The 24,227-nt window shown below is 61.5% G+C and carries 23 protein-coding genes and 1 pseudogene; 16 read left to right on the top strand and 8 right to left on the bottom strand.

Annotated features, from left to right (window positions below):
• Positions 1–23 precede the first annotated feature (23 nt).
• The 13 genes and pseudogenes from DM995_RS21435 to DM995_RS18470 form a co-directional block, all read left to right on the top strand.
• A complete protein-coding gene (locus DM995_RS21435) occupies positions 24–191 on the top strand; it encodes a hypothetical protein (RefSeq protein ID WP_156135677.1) in 168 nt (55 codons plus the stop codon).
• A 408-nt stretch (positions 192–599) separates the two neighbouring features.
• Positions 600–1,877, top strand: coding sequence for a TolC family protein (locus tag DM995_RS18520; RefSeq protein ID WP_039330833.1), 1,278 nt, complete (start codon positions 600–602; stop codon positions 1,875–1,877).
• The gene (locus DM995_RS18515) at positions 1,877–3,046 is read left to right on the top strand and encodes an efflux RND transporter periplasmic adaptor subunit (protein WP_039330835.1); all 1,170 of its coding nucleotides are present in this window, start codon (positions 1,877–1,879) and stop codon (positions 3,044–3,046) included. Before DM995_RS18520 ends, DM995_RS18515 begins: the two co-directional genes overlap by 1 nt.
• 3 nt (positions 3,047–3,049) lie before the next feature.
• Entirely contained in the window at positions 3,050–6,295 is a 3,246-nt protein-coding gene (locus DM995_RS18510) for an efflux RND transporter permease subunit (RefSeq protein WP_039330837.1), read from the top strand.
• Positions 6,296–6,348: 53 nt separating this feature from the next.
• Positions 6,349–6,837, top strand: a complete 489-nt coding sequence (locus DM995_RS18505) for an SRPBCC domain-containing protein (RefSeq protein WP_039330838.1) — start codon at positions 6,349–6,351, stop codon at positions 6,835–6,837.
• Positions 6,834–7,211 (top strand): hypothetical protein, encoded by a 378-nt coding sequence (locus DM995_RS18500; RefSeq protein WP_039330839.1) that lies wholly within the window; start codon positions 6,834–6,836, stop codon positions 7,209–7,211. Before DM995_RS18505 ends, DM995_RS18500 begins: the two co-directional genes overlap by 4 nt.
• Before the next feature lie 45 nt (positions 7,212–7,256).
• Entirely contained in the window at positions 7,257–7,598 is a 342-nt protein-coding gene (gene fliE / locus DM995_RS18495; RefSeq protein WP_039330840.1) for a flagellar hook-basal body complex protein FliE, read from the top strand.
• On the top strand, positions 7,595–7,750 hold the full coding sequence (locus DM995_RS22540; RefSeq protein ID WP_156135678.1) for a hypothetical protein: 156 nt from the start codon (positions 7,595–7,597) through the stop codon (positions 7,748–7,750). Before fliE ends, DM995_RS22540 begins: the two co-directional genes overlap by 4 nt.
• Before the next feature lie 5 nt (positions 7,751–7,755).
• A complete protein-coding gene (locus DM995_RS18490; RefSeq protein WP_171007820.1) occupies positions 7,756–8,139 on the top strand; it encodes a hypothetical protein in 384 nt (127 codons plus the stop codon).
• A gap of 3 nt (positions 8,140–8,142) precedes the next feature.
• Positions 8,143–8,805 (top strand): ZIP family metal transporter, encoded by a 663-nt coding sequence (locus DM995_RS18485; RefSeq protein ID WP_116970635.1) that lies wholly within the window; start codon positions 8,143–8,145, stop codon positions 8,803–8,805.
• The gene (locus tag DM995_RS18480) at positions 8,802–9,410 is read left to right on the top strand and encodes a cation efflux transmembrane domain-containing protein (protein ID WP_039330843.1); all 609 of its coding nucleotides are present in this window, start codon (positions 8,802–8,804) and stop codon (positions 9,408–9,410) included. Before DM995_RS18485 ends, DM995_RS18480 begins: the two co-directional genes overlap by 4 nt.
• On the top strand, positions 9,407–11,941 hold the full coding sequence (locus DM995_RS18475) for a heavy metal translocating P-type ATPase (protein ID WP_052241852.1): 2,535 nt from the start codon (positions 9,407–9,409) through the stop codon (positions 11,939–11,941). The genes DM995_RS18480 and DM995_RS18475 overlap by 4 nt, the downstream gene beginning before the upstream one ends.
• Positions 11,942–11,956: 15 nt before the next feature.
• Positions 11,957–12,160 (top strand): annotated as a pseudogene (locus tag DM995_RS18470) (transposase); the annotation flags it as partial.
• A 63-nt stretch (positions 12,161–12,223) separates the two neighbouring features.
• Here the strand turns inward: DM995_RS18470 and DM995_RS18465 are convergent.
• From DM995_RS18465 to DM995_RS18450, 4 genes are all read right to left on the bottom strand, one after another.
• On the bottom strand, positions 12,224–15,193 hold the full coding sequence (locus tag DM995_RS18465; protein WP_014072601.1) for a Tn3 family transposase: 2,970 nt from the start codon (positions 15,191–15,193) through the stop codon (positions 12,224–12,226).
• 91 nt (positions 15,194–15,284) lie between these two features.
• Positions 15,285–16,703 carry a mercury(II) reductase gene (gene merA / locus DM995_RS18460; RefSeq protein WP_039330847.1) on the bottom strand — a complete coding sequence of 473 codons (1,419 nt, stop codon included), beginning with the start codon at positions 16,701–16,703 and terminating at the stop codon, positions 15,285–15,287.
• A 37-nt stretch (positions 16,704–16,740) separates the two neighbouring features.
• Positions 16,741–17,070: a heavy-metal-associated domain-containing protein gene (locus DM995_RS18455; RefSeq protein WP_004213249.1), complete on the bottom strand. Its 330-nt coding sequence runs from the start codon at positions 17,068–17,070 to the stop codon at positions 16,741–16,743.
• Between the two features lie 12 nt (positions 17,071–17,082).
• Entirely contained in the window at positions 17,083–17,478 is a 396-nt protein-coding gene (locus DM995_RS18450; protein WP_014072602.1) for a mercuric transporter MerT family protein, read from the bottom strand.
• Between the two features lie 76 nt (positions 17,479–17,554).
• On the opposite strand from DM995_RS18450, the gene DM995_RS18445 reads away from it, so the two are divergent.
• From DM995_RS18445 to DM995_RS22965, 3 genes are all read left to right on the top strand, one after another.
• Positions 17,555–17,977, top strand: a complete 423-nt coding sequence (locus tag DM995_RS18445) for a MerR family transcriptional regulator (protein WP_039330852.1) — start codon at positions 17,555–17,557, stop codon at positions 17,975–17,977.
• A 170-nt stretch (positions 17,978–18,147) separates the two neighbouring features.
• Positions 18,148–18,495, top strand: coding sequence for a recombinase family protein (locus tag DM995_RS22970; RefSeq protein ID WP_427468340.1), 348 nt, complete (start codon positions 18,148–18,150; stop codon positions 18,493–18,495).
• On the top strand, positions 18,479–18,709 hold the full coding sequence (locus DM995_RS22965; RefSeq protein ID WP_502696620.1) for a helix-turn-helix domain-containing protein: 231 nt from the start codon (positions 18,479–18,481) through the stop codon (positions 18,707–18,709). Before DM995_RS22970 ends, DM995_RS22965 begins: the two co-directional genes overlap by 17 nt.
• On the opposite strand, the gene DM995_RS21430 is transcribed toward DM995_RS22965, so the two are convergent.
• The 4 genes from DM995_RS21430 to DM995_RS18425 form a co-directional block, all read right to left on the bottom strand.
• Positions 18,666–19,079 carry a hypothetical protein gene (locus DM995_RS21430; RefSeq protein WP_155646352.1) on the bottom strand — a complete coding sequence of 138 codons (414 nt, stop codon included), beginning with the start codon at positions 19,077–19,079 and terminating at the stop codon, positions 18,666–18,668. The genes DM995_RS22965 and DM995_RS21430 overlap by 44 nt on opposite strands.
• A 29-nt stretch (positions 19,080–19,108) precedes the next feature.
• A complete protein-coding gene (locus tag DM995_RS18435) occupies positions 19,109–21,373 on the bottom strand; it encodes a S8 family peptidase (protein WP_232824546.1) in 2,265 nt (754 codons plus the stop codon).
• A 154-nt stretch (positions 21,374–21,527) separates the two neighbouring features.
• Entirely contained in the window at positions 21,528–22,598 is a 1,071-nt protein-coding gene (locus tag DM995_RS18430; protein WP_066531344.1) for an AAA family ATPase, read from the bottom strand.
• Between the two features lie 207 nt (positions 22,599–22,805).
• Entirely contained in the window at positions 22,806–23,816 is a 1,011-nt protein-coding gene (locus DM995_RS18425) for a site-specific integrase (RefSeq protein ID WP_051146240.1), read from the bottom strand.
• Between the last annotated feature and the right edge of the window lie 411 nt (positions 23,817–24,227).

The following is a 24,227-nucleotide window of genomic DNA, read 5'->3' as shown; positions in this document are numbered from 1 at the left end:
GTACGACAGCGTCATGATGCTGGATGCTCACGCTGATCATGCAAACATGGACGGGCACCGGAATAGTTCCAGCGATGACGGTGGCCCATGTCATGGGCTGGTTCATCATCATTGCAGCATCGGACTTGCCAGCGAAGGGACAAGTGATTTTGGTCTGCCACTGGGCGGCGATACCTCGCATTCAGCCTTGAGTAACGCCGTTCTGAGTTCGTTCGCTCAAGCGCCTCCCCTTCAACCGCCGTCAGCCTGAACCCAGTCGCTCAGTGCACTCGGGCCATTGCGCCCGTGTGCCATTTGCACCTGTGTTCAGGAGTTTTCCATGCAATTGCTTTTGTGCGTCCCCACCCGGGCGGCGATGCTGGTCGCTGCCTCGCCAGCGCTGGCTGCCTCCCCCTTTATCAGCGGTAGCGAAATCGAGCACCCACTTGCCGATACTATCCGGCTAATCACAACCCGGACTGTTGCGGCTAACTCCGTGTCTCTCCCTCTGCGCAGGGCATATCCCACTCCAAAGACAAGACGCGCCGGCAAAGGTCAATCGTCCGACTTGCCGATTGGTCACCCATGCAGGCCGGTCTTTATGACGGAGCGCCATCTCGATGCATAAGATTTTTGTGACTTTCTTAATCGCCGCCTCATGCGCTTCGATCGCCCATGCACAGGTCGGATCGATCGCACCCTTTTCGCAAGATTCGCCAGTTTACACGCTTGAACAGGCAGTCAGTTCAGCTGGCGGATCCGCACCCGCCACGGAAGCAGCCAGTGCTGCGGTCGAGGCAGCGCGCGCGGGTCGCACCGTTGCGGGCTTGCGGCCGAACCCGGTCGTTCAAGGCCAGGTTGAGAACGTCGTCGGGTCAGGTCCGTATCGGGGCGTCCGCAGCGCGGAAACCACGGTCGGTTTTGCAATCCCGATCGAGCTAGGCGGCAAGCGCGGCGCCCGCGTCGCGGTCGCCAATGCGCAATTGTCCCGGGCCGAGATCCAGGCCGCGATCATCGCGGCGGATGTCCGGCTTCAGGTGACGCAGCTCTATGTCGAAGCGGTCGCAGCCGACCGGCGGGTGGCGACGGCGCGGGATCAGGCCCGGATCGCCAGCGACGCGCTTCAGGCTGCACGCATTCGGGTGCAGGCGGGCCGCGCCTCCCCTTTGGAGGAGCAGCGAGCGGAGGTTGCCCGTATCAACGCTGAGGCGAATGTGGAGCAACAGCTTCGCTTGGCCAAAGCGGCTCATACAAACCTGGAGCGGCGGATCGGCGGACCGATAACCGGTGTTCTTGACGGGACAGCACTCGACCGCTTCGCCAATGCAAACGTTTATGGTCCGGTAGCGACAGTGGACACTTCCAGTACTCTGGCAATGGCGGCCGCGAACGCTGATGTTTCTATTGCAGAAGCTGGGGTACGTCTTGCACGCGCCAATCGGGTTCCTGATCTGAATGTCGGTCCTGCTATTCGCCGCTTGGAAGAGACCAACGACTTGGCGGCGGTGTTGACCGTGTCGATTCCGATCCCGGTGTTCAATAATGGTCGCGCGGCGATTACGCAGGCGACCGCGCAGCAGTCTCAGGCAGATGCTCAGCGCCGGGTGGCTGCGCTCGACATAGAGCAGGCAATCACCGACGCGCAGGCCCAAGCGGCAAATGCGGAAACAGCGGCTCGCACAGCCTCCGGCCCTGCCTTGGCGGCTGCCGAGGAGGCCGCCCGCATTGCCCGGATCGGTTATCGGGAGGGTAAGTTCGGGCAACTTGAGTTGCTTGATGCAGAACGTACCCTCGCCGAGACGCGTAACGCTGCGATCAATGCGCTCGCAAACTATCAGAATGCCCGTGCGCGGTTGGAGCGGCTCACCACTCCTGCGCCCGATGGAGGAAACAAGTGATGAAGAGTCTTTATCTCGCTGGCGCAGCGTCGCTCGCGCTCCTGCTGGCTGCATGTGGCGGCGAAAATTCAGGTAATGAGGAAGGCGCCGCCGCCAATGAAAGGGCCGCGAACGGGGAAAATGGCGGTGCTGAATCGGGCCATGCCGATGAAGGCGTCGTCACGCTAGATGCCGATCAGATCGCTGCCGCCGGCGTGCAGATCGGACGACCGATCATCGGCGGAGCCGGGACGATCGAACTGCCTGCGATAATCGAGGGCGACCCACAAAGGACGCAGGTCGTGTCAGCCGCGATTGGAGGGCGGGTCGTCGCATTGACACGCAACCTGGGCCAATCAGTCGTAAGCGGCCAGACAATTGCGGTCATCGAAAGCCCTGAGGTGGCCCAAATAAAGGGGGAGGTAGAAGCTGCACGTGCGCGGCTTCAGCTCGCCAATTCGAACCTCGCGCGCGAGGAACGCTTGTTCGCACAGAGGGTGTCACCAGAGCAGGATCTGATCGCGGCACGCACGGCGGCTACCGAAGCGCGGATCGCGCTGAAGCAGGCGCAAAGCATGGTGTCGGCCGCAGGCGGCGGCGGCGGCGGCCTCAACCGGCTTGGTATTGCTGCGCCGATCTCCGGCCAGATCATCGCTCGTCCAGTTACGCTGGGACAGACGGTCGCTGCTGATGCCGAGCTTTATCGTATCGCCAACCTTAGCCAGGTGTCGATTGCCCTCAACCTTAAAGCTGAGGATGCGGGCAGGGTGCGACCTGGCAGCACGGTGCTGGTCACGGCGGCGGGGCGCCAAGCGACTGCGCGCGTGACTTTCGTTTCGCCAGCGCTCGACCCACAGACGAGGCTGGTGCCCGCAATTGCCACGCTCGATAATCGGGGTGGTGAGTGGCGGGTCGGCGAGCCTGTGATGGCTGCCGTCCAACTCACGGGCAGTGGTGGCAGCAATGCGATCCGTGTGCCGAGGACAGCGGTCCAGAGTTTGGAGGGTAAGCCGGTCGTGTTCGTCCGCACGCCCACCGGTTTCAAGGCGACCCAGGTTCAGCTCGGCGATGCGTCTGGAGATACGGTGATCGTCCAGTCGGGCCTGACCGGCAACGAACAGATCGCCACCACCGGAAGCTTCACGCTCAAGGCCGAGATCGGCAAGGGCGAAGCGAGCCACGAGGATTAAGCCATGATCGCCCGCATCGTCACATGGGCGGTCGAGAAGCGCTGGCTGGTCCTGCTCCTCACCGTCATCGTCACCGCCATCGGCGCCTATTCCCTATACCGGCTACCGATCGACGCGGTGCCGGACATCACCAACAATCAGGTCCAGATCAACGTCCGTGCGCCCGCACTCTCGCCTGAGCTTGTCGAGAAGCAGGTATCTTTCCCGATTGAAACCGCGCTCGCCGGCACTCCCGGCCTTGAATATACGCGCTCGCTGAGCCGCAACGGATTCGCGCAGATTACTGCCGTCTTTTCGGACGCGACGGACATCTACTTTGCCCGCCAGCAGGTGGGTGAGCGTTTGCAGGGCGTGCAGGAGAACCTCCCTGATGGCGTAAACCCTGAAATGGGTCCGATAGCGACAGGCCTGGGCGAGGTGTACATGTACACCGTTCGGCTCGAGCATCGTGAGGACGACAAGCACAAGCCCGGTGAACCGGGCCAGCAGCCTGACGGCAGCTATATCACGCCCGAGGGTGAACGACTGACGACCGAAGTCGACAAAGCGACCTATTTGCGCACAGCGCAGGACTGGATAGTGACGCCGCTTCTGAAAACCACGCCAGGCCTAGCAGGAGTTGACTCAATTGGCGGCTACGCCAAACAGTTTCTCGTCGTGCCCGACGTTCAGAAGCTTGCTTCGCTCAACATTACCCTCACAGATCTGGGTACTGCGCTGGAACGCAACAACACCAGCGTCGGGGGTGGCTTCGTCAATCGCAATGGTGAGGGTCTGGCTGTCCGCTCGGACGCGCTTGTTCGCAATGCGAGCGAGTTGGCCAGGACAGTGATCGCGACGCGTAATGGCGTGCCGATCACTGTCGAACAGGTTGCGACTGTGAAGACGGGTCAGGCGATCCGCATGGGTTCGGCGTCGGAGAACGGCACGGAAGTCGTCGTCGGCACGGCGATCATGCGGATTGGCGAGAACAGCCGCATCGTTTCGACTGCGGTCTCGGAAAAACTTAAGACGATAAACGCTTCGCTGCCCCCTGACGTCGTCATTCAGCCAGTGCTCAACCGCACGGAGCTGGTAAATTCGACGATCAAGACCGTCGCCAAGAATCTTTCGGAAGGCGCTCTCTTGGTTATCGTCGTCCTCTTCCTGTTGCTGGGCAACTTCCGTGCAGCACTGATTGCGGCGTTGGTTATCCCAATTACCATGATGCTGACCGGTTTCGGGATGCTGCGCGCAGGCGTCTCGGCCAATCTGATGAGCCTTGGCGCCTTGGACTTTGGCCTGATCGTTGATGGCGCTGTCATAATCGTCGAAAACGCGTTGCGGCGGCTTGCCGAGCAACAGCATCATGAAGGGCGATTGCTGACCGTGAAGGAACGGCTGGCGACCGTGGCTCGCGCCGCCCGCGAAATGATCCGTCCCTCGGTCTACGGGCAGGCGATCATCATCCTCGTCTATGTGCCGCTGCTCACGCTGACCGGCGTGGAGGGCAAGACGTTCGTGCCGATGGCGCTCACCGTCATCATCGCGCTCGGCTTCGCCTTCATCCTCTCTCTCACCTTCGTCCCCGCCATGATCGCGATCTGGCTATCGAAAAAGGTGGAGGAGAAGGACGGCCGCATCATCACGTGGCTGAAGAAGCGCTACGAACCCGGTCTCGACAGGGCCATGAAGCGCCCGACGCTGACGATCGGGGCAGGTGTCGGCAGCCTTGTGGTGGCGGCGCTAGCCTTCACCACGCTCGGCTCGGTGTTCCTGCCGCAGCTCGACGAAGGCGACCTGCTGATCCAGTCGCTGCGCATCCCCGCGACCTCGGTCCAGCAGAGCCAGGCGATGCAGGTGCCGATTGAGCGGATGATGTCCAAGCAGCCCGAGGTAGCGTTCGTCTATTCCAAGACGGGCACGGCCGAACTGGCTTCGGACCCGATGCCGCCCAACGCGACCGACATGTTCGTCATCCTGAAGCCGCGCAAGGATTGGCCCGATCCCGAGTTGCCGAAGGAGGAATTGGTAAGCCGCATTGAGGCGAACCTCGCGAAGATCCCGGGCAATGCCTACGAGATCACCCAGCCCATCCAGATGCGCTTCAACGAGCTGATCGCCGGCGTGCGCGGCGACATCGCCGTAAAGGTATTCGGCGACGACTTCAGCCAGATGAACCGGACGGCCGAGCAGATCGCCGCGGTGCTGCGCAAAACGGAAGGTGCGGCGGACGTGAAGGTCGAACAGACAACGGGCCTGCCCATGCTCGACATTCGCGTCAATCGCGACGCAATGGCGCGGTTGGGGGTCACCGCGCAGGATGTGCAGGACACCGTCACCGCCACGATCGGCGGTCGAACCTCGGGCCAGATCTTCGAGGGCGACCGTCGCTTCCCGGTGGTGATCCGGCTGTCCGAGGCGCAACGTGCAGACATCGGTCTGCTCGAACAGGTGCAGGTGCCGTTGGCAGGGGGTGGCTATGTGCCGCTCTCCAGCGTCGCCGACATCAAGGTGATCGATGGTCCCAACCAGATCAGCCGAGAAAACGGCAAACGCCGCGTGGTGGTCCAGGCCAATGTGCGCGGTCGCGACGTCGGCAGTGTCGTCGCGGACGCGCAGGCGGCGATCGGCAGCCAGGTCCGGCTGCCCGCTGGTGCCTATCTCGAATGGGGCGGCCAGTTCGAGAACCTACAATCGGCAAGCGAGCGGCTGAAGCTGGTCATCCCGGCCTGCTTCATCCTGATCCTCCTGCTTCTCTACGGGGCGTTGGGATCGGTGCGGGATGCCGCGATCGTGTTCACCGGCGTGCCGTTTGCGCTGGTGGGCGGCGTGCTGCTGCTGTTCCTGCGTGGCATGGACTTCTCGATCTCGGCGGCGGTGGGCTTCATCGCCCTGTCGGGCATCGCAGTCCTCAATGGCTTGGTCATGGTCAGTTCGATCCACGACCTGATCCGGTCGGGCATGAGCCGCGAGGAGGCCGCGCACGTCGGCGCAATGCAGCGTTTGCGCCCCGTCATCATGACTGCATTAGTCGCCAGCCTCGGCTTCGTTCCGATGGCGCTGGGTTCGGGGGCAGGCGCGGAGGTGCAGAAGCCTCTGGCGACGGTCGTCATTGGCGGCCTGATCTCGGCGACGCTGCTGACGCTGTTCGTGCTGCCGACGCTCTACGCCCGGTTCGGGCAGAAGGTGATCGGAAACCCCGAGCACTACAGAGAGGAGCATGAAGGGGACGACCACGGTCAGACCTTCGTGAACAACTTGGCCTGATGGGTGAGCGGGGCGGTCCGCGATCGCCCCGCTCATCTCTTGGAGATGGGGATATGCCTCGCACCATAACCAGTTCAATGCTTCACGGTGGGCCACTGCGCATCTGGTCGGCGCTGACCGATCCGGATCACCGCCGGGCGTGGAGTCCGCTCGTATTTCTAGATAGCCCGTCCCGCCTGGGTGACACGGAATGCACCTTCGCGATTCAGGGCATCACCCGGCCGATCCGAACGCCCGCCCGGGTCGATCAATTCGACAAGCCGCATGCCTTCGCATGGTCCTGCGGCATCCCTTACCTTTTCACCCTCGAGGAACGGTACGAATTGGCAGGGAACGATGGCGGCACCAGGGTAACGCATAGCTGCACGCTACGCGGTGCGCTTTCATTCCCATTCGCGGCTATGATGTTGCGCCGCCTGCATTCCCTGATGGTCGAGGCAGACGAACGCTTCGCGACCTATCTGCGCTGGCGGGTAGGCCAGCCTGCCCGTGGGATCAATCGTCAGCGCGTCCCCTCCCGCTACAGGAGGAAGGCGCGATGATGACGCACTGGAAGCGGGCACTGCCCGCTCTTGTCCTCGCTGGTGGGCTGGCGGCTTGCTCGGAAAGCAAGCCGCCGGCCCCGCCAACGGAGCAGCAAATCCATTCGTCCGATAGCGCTGTGGCGACCGGGGAAATGGGCCGGCATCCGTATCGTTGTTCCGATGGGGAACCCCTGTTCGTCGACTACAAGGACAGCGGGCTGCAGATTGATTTGCGGCGCTCCAACAGTGGGCCGCCGATGACACTGACGGCTCCAGCGCAGGGCCTGCAATATATTGGCGAGACGGCCACCGCGACGTTCAAAGGGTCGCAACTCACGATCGTGGAAGGCGATGGCCGCACCCGGATCTGCGAACGGGAGGGCACCCGATGAAACGTCCCGTCCTCCGACACATCGCACTGCAGCGGGAGAGAAGCGATGTCTGACACGTCGATCTCGAATGTAATGGCCATTCGTGCCGAAGTGATCGCACGAAGTCGCGCCTTGCGCGAGGCGCAGCCAACGGCACCGCCAGGCGTCGCGCCGACCGCTCCGGCCTCAACCTTTGCCGACACGCTTAACGCTGTGGTCGCCAAGGTCAACGAGACCCAGGAGCAAGAGGATGTCGTTACCGAAGCGTACGAACGTGGCGAAACCACCGACATTGCGACTGTCGCGCTCATTCAAAGCCGTGCGTCCATTACTTTCGAGGCAACCCTGCAAGTCCGGAACAAGCTGCTCTCGGCTTATCGGGACATTTTGAACATGCCCATCGGATGATCGCGGAGAAAACCAAAGGTCGAATTTTCATGGTTGTTGGCGAAACATCACCCCTCACGGCCACGTGCCGCACGATCAAGATGGAAGATCTCGACACGGCGGGACTGCCGGCACCTGAGCCGATAGCGCCGGACCAAGGCGCGCCATTGTGACCGACTTGCGCGCCTCGCTGCATCAAACAGGCTTGGCGACCACGCGCCTCGGCGCGGTTCTCGTAGCTGGCTTGATTGTAGGGGCGTGCAATCCAGCGCCGACCCAGCCCACCGAACCGACGCATGAAAAGCATCTGACGTCAAAGCTCATAGGGCAGCGCATCATGTACTGTGACGACGGCACGCGCGCCGATGTCGACTTCATCGATGACGGCTTGAAGATGGCCGTCACCTGGCTGCCCAACGGCAAGACCGAGATCCTGCGCGCGCAGCGAACGGGTGACGAGTTTCGAGGCGACCAATCGCGCGCCATCGTGGCGGGCGGGGCGATCGCCTTCATGCGGCGCGGGAAGATCCACGTCTGTCACCGAACACCGGAGGAGACGTAGGATATGCAGGCACTGCTTTATACGCTTGCGCCTGTCCTGGCGGTCGTGCTCGGCGCGATCATAGCGAGCCGCACAAAGTTACAGCCCGGCCTTGTGGCGGGCCTGCAGCATCTCGCGGCGACCGAAATCCTGCCCCAGGTCAAACATGAGGCTTCGCCCAGCGCCACATTGATTGGCGGGGCAGCGGGCGTTGCAACGATGCTGGCGCTCAAGGCTTTCGAGGCCCGCTTCAGGGGGCCGATGGCACTGCTCGCCGCGATCGGCATCGACATCCTCGTCGATGGTCTGGTGCTCGGCCTGGCGTTCGTCGCCGGTGAGAAGGCAGGTTTCCTGCTGACGATCGCGCTGACGCTCGAAGTGTTGTTCCTGGGGCTGACGCTCACCAACGAGCTGGCGGAAACCTACCGTTCGCGGCTGCGCATCATCGTGATCGTCTCGGCAATGGCGCTGCTGCTGCCGATCGGCGCGCTGGCGGCCGTTCCGGTCGCCACGCTCTCCCCGGTGATGATCGCCGGTTTCCTCAGCTTCGGACTTATGGCGCTGCTCTATCTCGTCACGGAGGAGCTGTTGGTCGAAGCACACGAGAAGCCTGACACTCCGCTCATCAGCTCGATGTTCTTTGTGGGATTCCTCGCCCTCCTGACGCTCGAGGAGATCATGGGATGATCCCGAGCAACGACAACACTGGTGGGGAAGAGCGTCGCACGCTCTGGATCGTCCTGCTGCTGAACGCGGCGATCGCGGCGGGCTTCTTCGTCTCAGGCTATTTTGCAGATTCAAGCGCACTGATCGCCAACGGCGTCGATAACCTGTCAGACACGGCGGTATATGCGCTGAGCCTCGTCGCGCTCACCCGGGGCAAGACATGGAAAACACGCGCGGCAATGGCCTCGGGCGTCATGCTCATGATCTTCGCGGGCGGCATCCTGATCGATGTCGGACGACGCTACTTGCAGGGCAGCGAGCCCATCGGACCGACCATGATGGTCATGTCTGTGATCGCTGGCGGCGTGAATTACCTCTGCCTGCGGCTGCTCCAGCGCCTTAAGGAGCCGGACGTCAATCTCCGGGCCGCGACCACCTTCAGTTTCAATGACTTTATTTCCAACGGCGGCATCCTGATCGCCGGCGTGCTGGTGCTGTGGCTGGGCACCAACTGGCCGGACCTGCTGGTCGGCTTCGCCACCGCCATCATCGCCATCAAAGGCGGTGTCGAAATCCTGCGCGACGCGCGCGCCGAAACCAAGAAAAGCGAAAGGAGGTCGTCATGAACGACAAGCTCGAACTCGATATTCCCGTGCTGCTGCCGGACCTTCCTGACGCGGCCGATGCTTGCCTGGACCGTCTCGTATCCACGCTGTCTAAGCGCGAAGGCGTCGAGCGGGCGCATGTGATCTGCGTAGACGGCGACACGCCGGCAGCGCTGTGCATCCATTTCGACGCCGCCAAGCTGCCGCTTCCGCGCTTGCGCGAGATGGTGCGCGCCGCAGGTGCCGAAATCACCGAACGCTTCGGCCATGCGATCTGGCAGGTAACAGGTATCAGTCACGAACGTCGTGCGCGCACCGTGAGCGATGCGTTGTGCGCTTTGCCCGGTGTCGTGCAGGCAAGCGCCAGCACTAGCGGGTTGATCCGGGTCGAGTATGATCGTCGCGAGACTACTGAAGAGGAGGTGCGCGCTGCGCTTCGCAAGCTCAAGGTGAGCGTTGGCAAGCGGGTCGCTGCAGACGAACATGCCGGCCATGAACGCGGTTCCAGGGGCCACGGCGCGGGCGAAGAAGTGCACGGCACCGGCGAGGCCCACGACCATGGCCACGCCGAGTTTCTCGGCCCCAATACCGAGTTGATCTTCGCGCTTGCCTGCGGCGCGCTACTGGGGATCGGCTATGCGATTGAGACGCTGGCTGCCGGCGCACCGGAGTGGCTGCCCACGGCCAGTTATGTCGCAGCCTATTTCTTCGGCGGTTTCTTCACGCTGCGCGAGGCGATCGACAATCTCAGGCTGAAGAAGTTCGAGATCGACACGCTGATGTTGGTCGCCGCCGCCGGCGCCGCTGCGCTGGGCGCATGGGCCGAAGGCGCGCTGCTGCTGTTCCTGTTCAGCCTGGGACATGCGCTTGAGCATTACGCGATGGGACGCGCCAAGAAGGCGATCGAGGCGCTGGCAAAGCTCGCCCCGGAAATCGCGACCGTGCGTCGCGACGGGCAGATCAGCGAAATCCCAGTCGCGCAGATGGTCGTCGGCGACGTTGCAATCGTCCGCCCGAACGAGCGCCTGCCTGCTGACGGCTTCGTCATCAAGGGCACCAGCGCGATCAACCAGGCCCCGGTGACGGGTGAAAGCATCCCGGTCGACAAGGTGCCGGTCGCCAATGCCGCAGCGGCGCGGGCAAAGCCTGATGCAGTGGACGCGGCAAGCCGGGTTTTTGCCGGTACGATCAACGGGAGCGCCGCGATCGAGATCGAGGTGACACGCCGTTCAAATGAAAGCGCGCTCGCCAAGGTCGTGAAGATGGTGAGCGAAGCGGAGACGCAGAAGTCGCCGACGCAGCGCTTCACCGACCGGTTCGAGCAAATCTTCGTACCTGCTGTCCTCATCTTCTCTGTGCTCCTGCTGTTTGCATGGGTGGTCGTCGACGAGCCGTTCCGCGACAGCTTCTATCGCGCGATGGCGGTGCTGGTGGCGGCAAGCCCATGTGCGCTTGCGATTGCAACGCCAAGCGCGGTGTTGTCGGGCGTTGCCCGTGCAGCGCGGGGCGGCGTGCTCGTGAAGGGTGGTGCACCGCTCGAAAACCTTGGGTCACTCAAAGCGATCGCTTTTGACAAGACGGGTACGCTGACTGAAGGGCGTCCGCGCATCACGGATGTCGTGCCCGTCGATGGCGCCGATGAAGGCGAGTTGCTGGCGCTGGCGGTCGCCGTCGAGGCGCTAAGCGACCATCCTTTGGCCCAAGCTATCGTCAGGGACGGCCGCGACCGTCTGAACGATCGCGCCATGCCGACTGTCGGCGACCTCAAGAGCCTGACCGGTCGAGGCGTCACCGCGAGCGTGGATGGCGAGACGGTCTGGATCGGCAAGGCCGAGATGTTCGGAAGTGAGGGCATTCCAGCGCTGGGGCAGGGAGCGCAAGACGCGATCACGAAACTGCGCGAGAACGGTCGCACAACGATGGTGGTTCGCAAGGGGGACCGTGACCTGGGCGCGATCGGCCTGATGGACACGCCCCGCGCAGCGGCAAAGACCGCGCTGCGCCGGCTGCACGAGATGGGCGTGTCGCGGATGATAATGATTTCTGGCGATCACCAGAAAGTCGCCGAAGCGATCGCCAAAAAAGTCGGGATCGACGAGGCATGGGGCGACCTCATGCCTGAAGACAAGGTCGCGGCAATCAAAAAGCTTGCCGGCGAGGAAAAGGTCGCGATGGTGGGCGACGGCGTCAACGATGCGCCGGCGATGGCAAGCGCGACGGTCGGCATCGCGATGGGCGCAGCGGGTTCGGATGTAGCGCTGGAGACGGCAGATGTGGCGTTGATGGCCGATGATCTTGCGCATCTACCATTCGCGGTCGGCCTAAGCCGGCACACCCGCAGAATAATCCGGCAAAACGTCTTCGTCAGCTTGGGTGTCGTCGCCTTCCTCGTGCCTGCCACCATTCTCGGCCTCGGTATTGGGCCTGCGGTGGCGGTTCATGAGGGATCAACGCTGCTCGTCGTCGTTAATGCGCTCAGGCTGCTGGGCTACCGCGAACGAGCAATCATTGCTTTGAACCGCCCCGGGATTGCCGGAGGCCCCAACTCCTGAGAGGAAGGGTCTACGATGAGCAAGACGACGAACAAGTTTGCACCGGAGGTTCGTGAGCGGGCCGTCCGCATGGTGCTGGACCACCAAGGCGACCATTCGTCCCGCTGGGCGGCGATCACATCCATTGCCGAGAAGATCGGCTGTTCGGGGCACACGGTGCTAGAGTGGGTAAAGAAGACTGAGGTGAACAGCGGCAAACGTGCTGGCGTTCCCACCGAACTGGGCGTCACCTCAAGGTTTGTTCGCCAGACAACGATTTCTCGGACATAAGCGGAACATGGGCTACGCTACACGCTTCAACCGCGCCATTGGCTCGTTGAGTGGGTGGAATTCACCTGCTGGAAGTCGCCTGGCCTGCTCCCAGAGGTAATCGCCGGTCAGACTGATGTGCGCCCAGCCCATCGGAGAAAGGTGCGCAAGCAGTGCCGCATCGAACGTCGTGCCGACAGCGTTGAGGTGCTGGGCGGCCCGGTCGAGATAGACCGTGTTCCAGTAGGAAATCGCCGCAATCAGCAGGTTCAGCCCAGATGCGCGAAATTCCTGATTTTCCAGCGAGCGATCGGTGAACCGACCCTGCCGGTTGGTATAGATGGCGGCGGCAAGCGTATGCCTCGCCTCGCCTTTGTTGAGACCGGCCTGACAGGCACGTCGCAGTTCCGGTTGTTCAAGCCAATCGAGCGTGAACAAAGTGCGCTCGATACGGCCCAGTTCAGCCAATGCAAAATCCAGCCTGTTCTGGCGTTTGTAGGCGGCAAGTTTTCGCAAGATTACTGACGGCGCCACCGTGCCATCCTTGATTGAGGCGACAATCCTGACGATGTCATCCCAATCGGCCTCGATCGCTGCCGTTTTGATGGTGCGGCCCATCAGATTTTCGATGCCCTTGTATGTCGATGGCGCAGCGATCGAACCCAGCTTGCGGTCGCCAATATCGCGCAGCCGGGGCGCGAAGCGGAACCCGAGTAGGTGGCAGAGTGCGAAAACATGATCGGTGGCGCCGCCGGTATCGGTATAGTGCTCATGCAACGGAAGGTTGCCGGCGCCCAGGACAAGCCCGTCGAGCACGTAAGGCGCTTCACCTGCCGTCGCGGACATGATCCGTGATCCGAATGATGCGAAGTGATCGGAAAGGTGAGAATAGATTTTCACGCCAGGTTCGGCGCCATATTTGGCATTGACGTCCGCCGCCCCTGAACGGCTCCGCCCCGACCGGAAGAACTGGCCATCGGACGACGAACTGGTGCCAGCGCCCCAATGCCGCGCGAAGGGTAATTCGTGATGGGCTGAGATGATCATGGCCAGCGCGGCCTGATAGTTCTCGGGTGAAAGATACCAGTTGTGGGTCCATGCGAGTTGGGCATAGCTGACGCCTTCGCTGGCATTGGCCATCCGCTCCAGCCCGAGGTTGGTGCCATCAGCCAGAATTGCGGCGAGTACCGTGCTGGGGTTGTCGTGCTCCTTGCCTGAGCGCAGGTCACGGAATGCGTTCAAAAAACCAGTGCGTTCGGCGACTTCAAGCAGCAGCTCGGTGATGCGCACGCGGGGAAGCAGGGTATCGAGCTTGCGATCGAGGGCTTCAGCTTCCGGTGGGGTGACAGGCGGCATTTGCTGAAGCTTGAGCCGGTCTCGTTCGAGCGACACTCCCTCAAGCTTGTTTGTTTTCAACTGCTTGGCAAATCGGCGCAGCCGCCAGTCAAGATTTCGTGCCCGGTCAGCGAGGTAGGATGCAGCATTTGAATCGAACGGAAGCACATCCGCCACTTTGGCGGCGTCGCGCCGACCCAGCAAATAGGCATCGAAGCGCTGATAGTTGCGGGTTCCCTCGATCCATACATCACCGGCGCGCAAACGATCACGCAAGGTTGCCATGATCGCAATTTCATAACGTCGGCGGTCGATACGGCCGCTTTCGGTGATGAGACGCTTCCACTGCCGATTGGGGAATGGCAGTGGAACGCCATCGGGAAGGTCGCGCGACTTTCGTGTGTTCGCATCGCGAATGACATCGATGGCTTTGATCAGTGCCGTCCCTGTTCCAGACGCCTTGAAGGTGAAGGCGTCCAGAAATGCCGGGCTGAAACGCCGTAGCGTGGCGTAACGCTCGGTTGCCGTTACCAGTGCGTCCTCGCCGGCAAGATCAGCAAGGGCATCTACTTGGGCCTTTGCCGCAACAAGCCGGTGCCAGCCCACCGCTTCGTCAATCAATTCGAGCGGATCGCCGCCATTCTGGACAGCCTCATCAAGTGCTGTAATCGTGGCGCCAAACAGCCGCATGAGTTGCCCCACCGACTGAATACTATCTTGGTAGCGACGCTCGCGCCCACGCCGCGCGCGCGTGAACATGCCGCCGATAAGTCGGTCAAACATTTGGATCGCGGCATCGGCAAGTCTGGCCTCAAGGTCGATCACTGCGGCCGTCAACGTCGCCCGCCTGCGATTGACGCTGTAATCCGAAAGCAGGAATGCCGGTGCCACGCCGCCCTCGCGGACAAATTGGGCAAAGCGGAATTCCGGAATGGCGCCCCCAACTACCGGGTGGATACCTATGCCGCGAACATAGCGCAGGCGCTCAAGCAAGCCATTGATATTGGCCGCAGTCGGGGCTTCTTCGAAATTACGCAACCACGCCAGCGGTGTCATGCCGAAATCCGGGTTGTTGATTACGAGTTCGTCTAGCCGTGTCAGTTCAGCAGAGCTGAGGCCTTCGACGATTGCGGCTGCGGCAGCTTTGCGTGCGCGTGCCCGGCCAGCAAGACCGGCGCGTTCCAGTGTGTCGCCTGACGGAAGAATGAACCGCTCACCCTTCAGGCCAACCATGAGGGCGCGAACAATCGGTTCACCTCTGTCTGTATACTCGGCGGCTTGCGCGGCAAGATTCAGGGCAAGTGCCAGGTCGCCGCGTCGAAACGGGCGTATGCCAAGATAACGCGCCACGAGATCGGCATGATCGGTACGGGTTTGCGCGCGCTGACCATATGCAGAGAAGGAGGAAGGATCGACGAATAACTGTGCCGCGAGGTACTGAAGAATGACGTCGGGAAGCCCGATCTCGGGTTGCAGACCAAAGCCGGGATGTCGCATCAAAGCGATTTGTGCAGCCAGACCGAGGCGATTTGCTGGACCATAGCGGCGCCCAACCAATTCAACATCTTCCGCAGAAAGGGTATAATGCCCAATGATCGCGGTTTCTTGGACAGGAGGATCGAACAGGCGCCGGCGCTCGTCTCCGGTCAGAAGTCGGCGTCGTGCCATTTTGCTCTCCCGCTGAGGCGAATTACAAAATTGACACCAAAGCGGCTTGCACTGGAGGGAGGCCATTCGTTGCCGGTTGATCCCCGAGCAATCACCCGGCGCAGCAAGACAGTTTGGCGACATCCTTATCAAACGTTTGGGCCGCCAGTTTGAGGCCTTCCACAGTGGTCAGGTAAGGAAATATCGTTGCACCCAATTCCAGGGTGGTCATGCCGTGTTTGATCGCCAGCACCAGTGTCTGGATCGAATCCGCGCCTTCGGGTGCCATGATCTGGCCGCCCAGCAAACGGTCGTTCGCCTTGTCGGCAATCAGTTTGATGAGACCCCGCGTATCGCGTGCTGCCAGTGCCCTTGGCACAGCATCGAGCGGGAGCAGCGAAACCTTGATGTCCAGGCCTTGCGCCCGTGCTGTCGTTTCAGTGAGGCCGGCGCTGGCGACTTGCGGGTCGGTGAAGACGACGGATGGCATGGAGGAATTGTCGTAGCGGTATTGGTTGCCCGTCACCGCGTTGCGCGCGGCCAGTTTTGCGCCATAGGCGGCCATGTAGACGAACTGGTCCCGTCCCGTTACATCGCCCGCCGCGTAAATGCCTGGAACCGACGTTTCGAGGTGGTCATCGACGACGATTCCACCATTACGGGCAAGCACTATGCCGCGCTCCTCCAGCCCAAGCCCGTCGCTATTGGGTCGGCGTCCGGTGGCGATGAGCACCTGTTCCGCCGCGACGGTGTCACAATGCCCCTCGCAGGTCAATTCGACCCCGCTCTGTGTTTGGGCGATACGCTGATAGCCGACACCTGCGCAAACCCGCACGCCCTCGGCTTCCAAATAGTTTTTCAGCGCGGCACTCACTTCCGGGTCCATTTCGGGGAGCAGGCGGCTTCGGCAGCAGATGGTGACATCAACGCCCAGACGCGAAAACATCTGTCCCAGTTCTACCCCGATCACCCCGCCACCGATCACCAGCAGCGATTTGGGCAAGCGATCCAGCGCCAGCGCCGATGTGCTGGTTAGGTAGGGCACGCTGTCCATCCCCGGAATCGGCGGCACGGCGGCGTGCGCACCCATCGCCAATATGACCTTGCCGACCTTCATGGGCGCATCGCCGACAATCAGCGCACCATCGGCAAAGCGTGCCTTGCCCTCGATATAGCTCACACCTTCATAGGCGGGCAGCAGATCGACATATTTTTTTTGGCGCAGCGTCGTGACAAGATCGTCCTTCGACGCCGCCAATACGGACCAGTCATCCATCTGGACAGCGCCCCCAAGGCCGGGAAAGCGCGCGGCGGCAAGCCCACCATGCACCGCTTCGGCGGCGCGGATCAGCGTCTTGGAAGGAACGCAGCCAACATTGACACAGGTGCCGCCAATCGTGCCGTGACCGACGAGCGCCACTTTCGCGCCCAGATCGGCAGCGGCGATCGCGGCGGAGAACCCGGCAGAACCCGCGCCGATGACGGCAACGTCAAATCCTTCCTGCCCGGGGCGGTTGCAACAGTCGTTCATTGCTTATCGCTTTCTTGAGGCGCTGGCGGCGCCCCGCTCAGTTTTGAATAGCGCGCGCCGGATAACCCGCGTTGGTTGATGCAGCGGCAATCGCAGCAGCATTGGTGCGGCGCGGGTTATAGGTTGCGCGCGCGGTCTTGGCTGCGAAATCGACCGTGACCGCCGTTACCCCGGCGACGCCTTCCATCGCCTTCTTCACGGTGATCGGGCAGGTGGCGCAGGTCATGTTCTCTATGGCAAAGGTGGTTTGCTTCTGAGCGGTTGCGGTAGCCGCGGGGCGATCTTGCGCCGTGCCACTAACTGCATAGGCGACCCCGCCGCCAGCCATAGCCAGCACGGCCATAGCGATACATACTGTCTTTTTCATGGGTATTTCCTTTCAATAGAACCAGGGTGCCCACCAGTCGATGGTGAGCGCCAGGATGGCGACGGCAAGGCCCAGCCACAGCACCGCCTTGGTGGTCCAAGCCGATTGTGGACGAGCGCAGTAGGAACCGTCTTCACAGGGCGGTTTCGGCTTGAAATAGACATGCCAGAAGCCGTAGCCGAGCAGCGCGAGCGTTACGCCTGCGACATAGGGCTTGTAAGGTTCGAGCGCCGTCAGGTTGGCGATCCACGCGCCGGAAATTCCGAGCATAACCAACAGTAGCGGGACGACGCAGCAAGCCGAGGCGAGCCCCGCGCCGATCAATGCGCCCGCCGCAACCCAGTTTGCCTGCTTCGGCTCGTGGTTTTCGGTGAGGGCTGGCTGTCCCGCTTCCGGCGTTGAGACCATGGCTTGAATCCCTTGTTCCAACTGAGTGATTCGCAGTGTAGGCTCTGTAGCCACTACAGACTCAAGAGGTATTTTCATGGAGCAACAGGTCGGCATCTTGCGTGCCCAGCTTGCCCGGAAAACAGGCTGCAATCTCGAAACCATCCGCTATTACGAGAAGGTGGGATTGCTGCCGGGGCCGCCTCGCAGTTCCAACGGCTACCGCGTCTATTCGCCGGAACTGGTGCAAAGGTTGCAGTTCATCCTGCGCGCGCGCGACCTTGGCTATGCAATGGATGACATACGGTCATTGTTGTCGCTCACCGATACCGGTGCACAAACCTGCGCGGAGGTTATGGCGAGAACCGAACTCCACCTTGAAGATGTCCGCCGCCGCATTGCAGATTTGCAGAAGATAGAGGTGACGCTGGCGACCACGTTAGCCAGATGCACTGGAGATGACGTTGCCGAATGTCCCATCCTGGAAGCACTCCAGTTTTTACCCCATCAAGGCAATTGACGCCATCTTTGAGGGATTTGATTTTGTGATGTCAGCTTGGAGTATAGCCTAACCGGACGTCAGGGCGCTACCGCGGTTTCTGTCAGATTAGGGTACTAAACGGAATTTGTTGACGAATGTCGTTGCGTATCATAGATTTCAACCTGACATTTTGATGGAGAGAGTGCGCAGTGAAGGGGCAACGGATCGGCTATGTCCGGGTCAGCACGTTCGATCAGAATGTGGATCGCCAATTGGAAGGTCAGTCGCTCGATCGGACCTTCACCGACAAGGCATCGGGCAAGGACGTCAACCGCCCCCAGCTTGAGGCTCTGCTCACTTTCGCCCGCGAAGGCGATACCGTCGTCGTCCACAGCATGGATCGGTTGGCCCGCAATCTGGATGACCTGCGCAAGCTGGTCCAGGGCCTCACCAAGCGAGGTATCCGGATCGAGTTTGAGAAGGAAAGCCTGTCCTTCTCGGGGGGAGGACTCCCCGATGGCCAATCTGATACTCTCGGTCATGGGTGCGTTTGCTGAGTTCGAGCGCGCCCTGATCCGCGAACGGCAACGCGAAGGCATTGCGATCGCTCGGCAGCGCGGCGCCTATCGGGGGCGGAAACGGTCGCTCTCGGATGAGATGATTGCCGATCTGCACCGCCGCGTTGCCGCCGGTGAACGCAAGGCGACCATCGCGCGCGACATGGGCATCAGCCGCGAAACCCTCTACCAGTACCTTCGCGCCGCTGCCTGACACCAATGTTCACATTATGTCCGGAAAATCGTTGTTCAGCGTACAAAGCTTGAGGTGACGCCGACCAGCGGTGAGAAAAACAGATTGTCAGGAAGCTCAGCGTCTCTCTTGCCCGAGGGGGAATTTCCAGCCAATCGACCAAAGCATTGACCGAAGGGCGGAACCCCTCGCGCTTGTTCAACAGAGCTTCTTGTCCGCAGACATAGGCCTTCACCATTGCGCGCTCGATCTCGCCAATCGTATTTTGCGTGCGCCCCCCTTTACGCGCCTTGCGATCCCGGGCGACAATGTCGCGCGCGACCTCGCGGAATATCGTGCGCATTTTCGATGTTGGTCGCTCGGCTTTGGCAGGCTTCCTTTTGACGTTCACAGTTGCAAAATCCCGAAAAAAAGCGAGCCTCAGACCGACTGACGCGGCGCGATGCCGAGGCGCTGTGCGACCTGCGTGTAGAGACCGACGATGCCGGGCATGGCGACCGTGACCGCAAGACCGAATGGTACAGCTTCATCTATCGGAGTGCCCGGATCTGGATCGCGCTGCACAACGAGGTCAATCGTCATATCCGGGCCGACGACCGGCGCTTTGTCACCTTCCCAGCAACGCATGAATATGGTGCCGCGATTAGTCTGATTGCCGTCCGGTTGAAGGCTTCGCGGAGAAACGCCCAAAGTGCCGGCTTCTGCTGGATCGAGCAGCTTGAGGCGAACGGATCGGTAGCTCTTGCGTCCCGGTTGCACGGGTGTGAACCATGCCAGCGTCGCCGAGAGGCTGTGGGGCCGGGCCTGACCGCTCATAACCGCCGGTATGGGAACACGGACAGTGGTGACACGGTCGCGCGAAAGTTCTCCAACCGCCCAGAACGTCGCGCGGTCCTCCGCGCACGCTACCGCGTCTTCGGCGTCAACATAGCCAAATCCCAGGAAGCGCCTGATATTGTCCTTGATGTGGCTGTGATGTCCGCCGACTGGACCGATGATCGCTTTGATCCGTGCAGCAATGTCATCGGGCCACCGGGCGGGATGGACAAGCAGTGCCTTAAGCAAGGCCGCCCGCTGAATGTGGGGCAGGCCCGCAAAATCCGGATACGCCGCCTCTAGTGCGTCGTGGATCCGATGACATGTGCGTGATGCCAGCGCGGTCGCGCCGCTGGTCCCGCCCGAATAGCCTTCGGCTACCCCGAAGGCGCCGGTACGAGGCGCAGCCACTTTGAGGCCAGCGGGGCGCGTCGAGGGCGCCGGCCTGACGAAGACATGACCGTCGGTCCGCATCTGGCGGAGGTGCTCGCGACCTCCCGGCATCAAAATGTCGGGTTTGACTGATCGGGCAAATCCAGGGCCGAGAGCGCTCGACGGGTTGGCGGCACGAATGCCCGGAAAGGGGTCGATGATGGTGCGGGCGGCGCGGCGGTCCGCAGCCGACACCCAATCGTCGTTGGACGCGCCGACCGTCACCGCGTTGATTGCCTCGGACGGCGAAAACATACGCCGGTCAGCCATCAGATTGCCGATCGCGGTCAGCGTGCCGTCACAGCGAGCGGCGGCGTCAGCGTCTTCGAAAGCCGTGCCGGTCGCGAAGGCTGGGACGCCGAAGGTCTCCCTCACATTACCAGCACTCACCAGAAACAGAATGCCGTATCGGTACGCCAGTCGATCCAGCAGCCGTGCCCATGCCGACAGCGACGACTGAAAGGGACGCCGCTCGTTGCCAAGCGAGAGATTGACGATCAGCACGCCCGGCGCCGTTGCATCCGGGCCTTCTCGCATCGCTCTAATGGCGAGAAAGATGATATCGACGACAAGCCGTCGTGCCGGGAAGCGATCCCCAGCACCCATCACCGGAACAACATGAATGCGCCGCGGCAATGCCGGTGCGGGATTGTTCCTGTCGCCATGCACGAGGAGCGACGCCATCGCAGTGCCATGGACGCGTTGGTCCACGGGGGCATGGGGTTCGAGATCGAATTGATCATCCACGACCAGATGAGCGGCGAGCAGCGGATGTGCAGCGACCGGAACTCCGTCGAGCAGGGCCAGGATCGGTTCGCGCAGGTTGCCGACCGCAGCAGCGGTGCCGGCGTCTGTGACGTCCTCGATCTCGATCGTCGTCGCTAGGCTTTGCGGGCGGATGTGCATGACAGGCTCGAGGCTGGCGATGCCGCCTTCCGCCCGATCGATGATCTCCCGGATCGCGCGTACCGGCAAATCCACAAGCAGGGCATGATAGGCGATGTCGGGCAGCCGGGCACGCGAGATGATATCCCCGCCGCGTGCGGTCACTGCCGCGCGCACTTCATCTTCCCGTGCCTGGGCCTGAACCTCAGAGGCTCGGTAGATCAATTCGATCTCCAGCGGGACAAGCTCGTCCTCGCCGCGCTCCTCGATCTCCTCGGCGAGAAAACTGGCGTCGATTCGTTGGACCCTGTCCTGAGGCCCCCATGGTCGCAGATCGCGAAGCAGTTCGAACACGCCACGCCACGGCGTCTCCCCGAATTGCAGTTGATCGGCGTTCCAGCGCCTCCAAAGAGAGAGCAGTTCTGCGAGCGCGCGTGCGTCCGGAACAAGGAGGTAGGCAACGGGCTCCTTGTCGTCGTCGCTGCCTAACTCCTCCTCGTCGATCAGTTCGAGGCCGGGCACGCGCTGAACGGCTGCGGCAAAATTGTTCACCGAGCCACGGACTTCGAAGACGAGCAATCTCTCCGGTGCCAGGGCAGCCGGATCGGCACGCAGTTCGAGACCGCCCGGATCTCGCGCCAAAGCCTGGGCCAGGCGGTCGAAGTTTGGGGCAAATGTGGCTTGCTGGCGATCCCGAGGGAAAGATTCAGGTGGCCGGGGAAATTTTTGCTGACCGGCGGGGCGTTGTCTTGATTGGTCTGGCGTCAGCCTCAGCAGGGGCTTGGTTGGATCGCTCGCCATCTACATTCCCGGGCCGTACGCGCGATTTCCATAGTTCAAGCTCTGTCTCGAGCGCATCATCAATCCCAATCTCCCCCAAACCCAATATCTGCCTGCGCCTCACATTCTGGCACAGGTCGAGCGCTTCGGCATAACTTACTTCGCCAAGGCGGGTCGCGAGCTTCTGTACAGTCATGCGCGGAGTTTCAGGCCAGCCAGAGATGACCCTGTCCAAAAACACCTCAAGCAGTTTGCGATCGGGCTGTGGAAAAGCTAACCGCATCTGAAAGCGACGCCATACCGCGCGATCAAGCAACTCTGCATGATTGGTAGCCGCAACAACTATAACATACGGCGGCAATTGATCGAGTTGCATGAGCAAGAACGAGACCACGCGCTTGATTTCGCCGGTTTCATGGGTGTCGCCACGCTCTTTACCGATAGCATCAAACTCGTCGAAAAATAGGACGCTCGGCTGTGTGCGCACATAATCGAACAGTTTGCGAAGCCGAGCGTTGGTCTCACCAAGGTAACTGCCGATCAAAGCATCATAACGCACGACGAAGAATGGTAAGCCCAGCGCCTCCGCGATTGCCTCAGCAAAGGACGTCTTCCCGTTTCCAGGAGGCCCGGAAAGCAGAATCCGATGCCGTGGCTCATAGGCATGTGCGCGCAAAACATCAGCACGCATGTGCTCTTCGATCAGCTGACGACCATTCTCGCGCGCTGGCAACGAAAGGAGCAGATCATCAAATCTAACCCGCGCTTCGATTTCGATGATCGTGTCTCGACCTGGCCCGACCTGAGGCTGGGAGGTCGTGAGAGGCGGCGGCGTTACCGGCACGGTGCTTAGTGCGCGTTCGATGCGATCTGCAACGATGTGGTGATTTTTGGCTCGTTCGTCCGCGGCAATGGCCTCGGCCGCTGCGCGCAGCGTCTCACGGTCGCCAGCAACGCTGGCGCGAACGAGCGAGACGAGATGATCAGCGCGGGCCATTTTCTATGTTTCAGTCACTCAATCGGCAGGATCAAAATCGACTACCTGGGGAATCTAATGAAATTTTCCTGCGGTGTAATCAATTATTCGCGATCCAGCTCTAGCAGACCTAGCACGATAATGCCTCTGCCATATGTGACGCTCCGTAAGGGTATCTGAAACCAGGGACCATCGTGGAGCAAGCCAGCATTCCATAGCCTAGATTCCCTATAGAAAGCTCTCACCGGCGTGGTTCTTGAACAACGCGGCATCGCGAACATAACCGAGGAGCACCTCCACCTTCTTCTGACGCGATACCTCCTGCATCTTGGGCAGCGAGGCTCCGGCCTTGGCCGCCTCGGTCAGAAACCCTGAGCGCAGTGAGTGCGCACCGACTGCGGCAGGATCGAGCCCAACCTTTTGGGCGTAGCGCTGAATCAGGCGGGCAACCGAGCGATCCGACATGGGCTCTTTGGTCATCATCCCTTGTGCGTCGGTGCGGTAGAACAAAGGACCAGCCTCCCCTCCCCTTGCGCTGAGCCATTCGTTGAGGCGCGCGCCCGGCTTGAGAATCTTTCCCGACGGCACCGCGATGACCTGCCCTTCCCCTTCTTGGTCTGTTTTCGAGTGCCTGATCGTCAGCTTGAGGCCTTCCCGCACCAGCTCGAGGTCAGCCAGCTGTAGCGCGACCAACTCGGAACGCCGCAACGCCGCCGCCAGCCCAAGTGCCATGACGGCCCGGTCGCGGATAGCCCGCGGACTTTGGCCTTCAGCAGCTGCAATCATCCGCGCAAGATCGGCCGCCAGAATTGCGCTCTTCTTGCGCGTCGGCCGTGCGCGCTGCTCGCGCCGGATCCCGGCAAGTGTGTCGCCAATGACATCACGCGGATCGCGATGCTGGGGTGCGACCTGCCCTGCCTGCCTGTGGTGCCAGGCGATGGCTGCAAGGTGCCGCCCGATGGTGCTGTCCGCCCTCCCCGCCTGCGCCAGCGAGGCAAGGTATGTGGCCACGGCCTCCGGCATAGCCGGCATAGGCTCAAGATCGCGCGTCCAGCACCATTCTTCGAACTGCCGCCAGTCGCTCTCATAGGCCCGGACCGTGTTGGCGGCCTTGGACCGCGCCCGGTAAGAGCGGGCCGCTTCGATCTCAGCCGCGAGCTGCGGCGGGATCGCATTCCCCAAGGGCGCGAGCGCAACCTCATCTGAATGCCTCAAGGCCTTGCTGCTGTCATCGTCCAAGGCGACACTCCTCAAGATTCAAGTCCGCTGCTGTGCCCCCCCTTGCCTTCGGGCCGGGGCGACATCGCAGTGAATTTCGCCTGCTTTATATAGAATAGCTCGTCGTCCGTGAAGGGCATTTATCGGACAGCAAATCAACCGTACAAGCTGGGTATACTTTTTAGGCCGTTCATATACTATTTGCCCGATGGCGCCTTACCCTCCCCCTTGGCAACTGACCCTTGCGCGGATCGAAGGCGCCCTCCCCTTCATCTCGCCGGAGCTCGCCGAGTGTCTGGCGATGGCCTCATTGCGGCGTCTTTGGCGCGTGCATGTTCGAGACTATCCCTTTGATAATCTAGGAATCGCACACAACCCGGGCATTAATGCGAGCGAACTTGTCCGATCATGGTACTCGGAGGAGCGGCGGCA

The sequence above is a fragment of the Blastomonas sp. UPD001 genome (genome assembly GCF_003426715.1).
Classification (GTDB): Bacteria; Pseudomonadota; Alphaproteobacteria; order Sphingomonadales; family Sphingomonadaceae; genus Blastomonas.
This window is presented reverse-complemented; position numbering and strand designations above follow the sequence as displayed.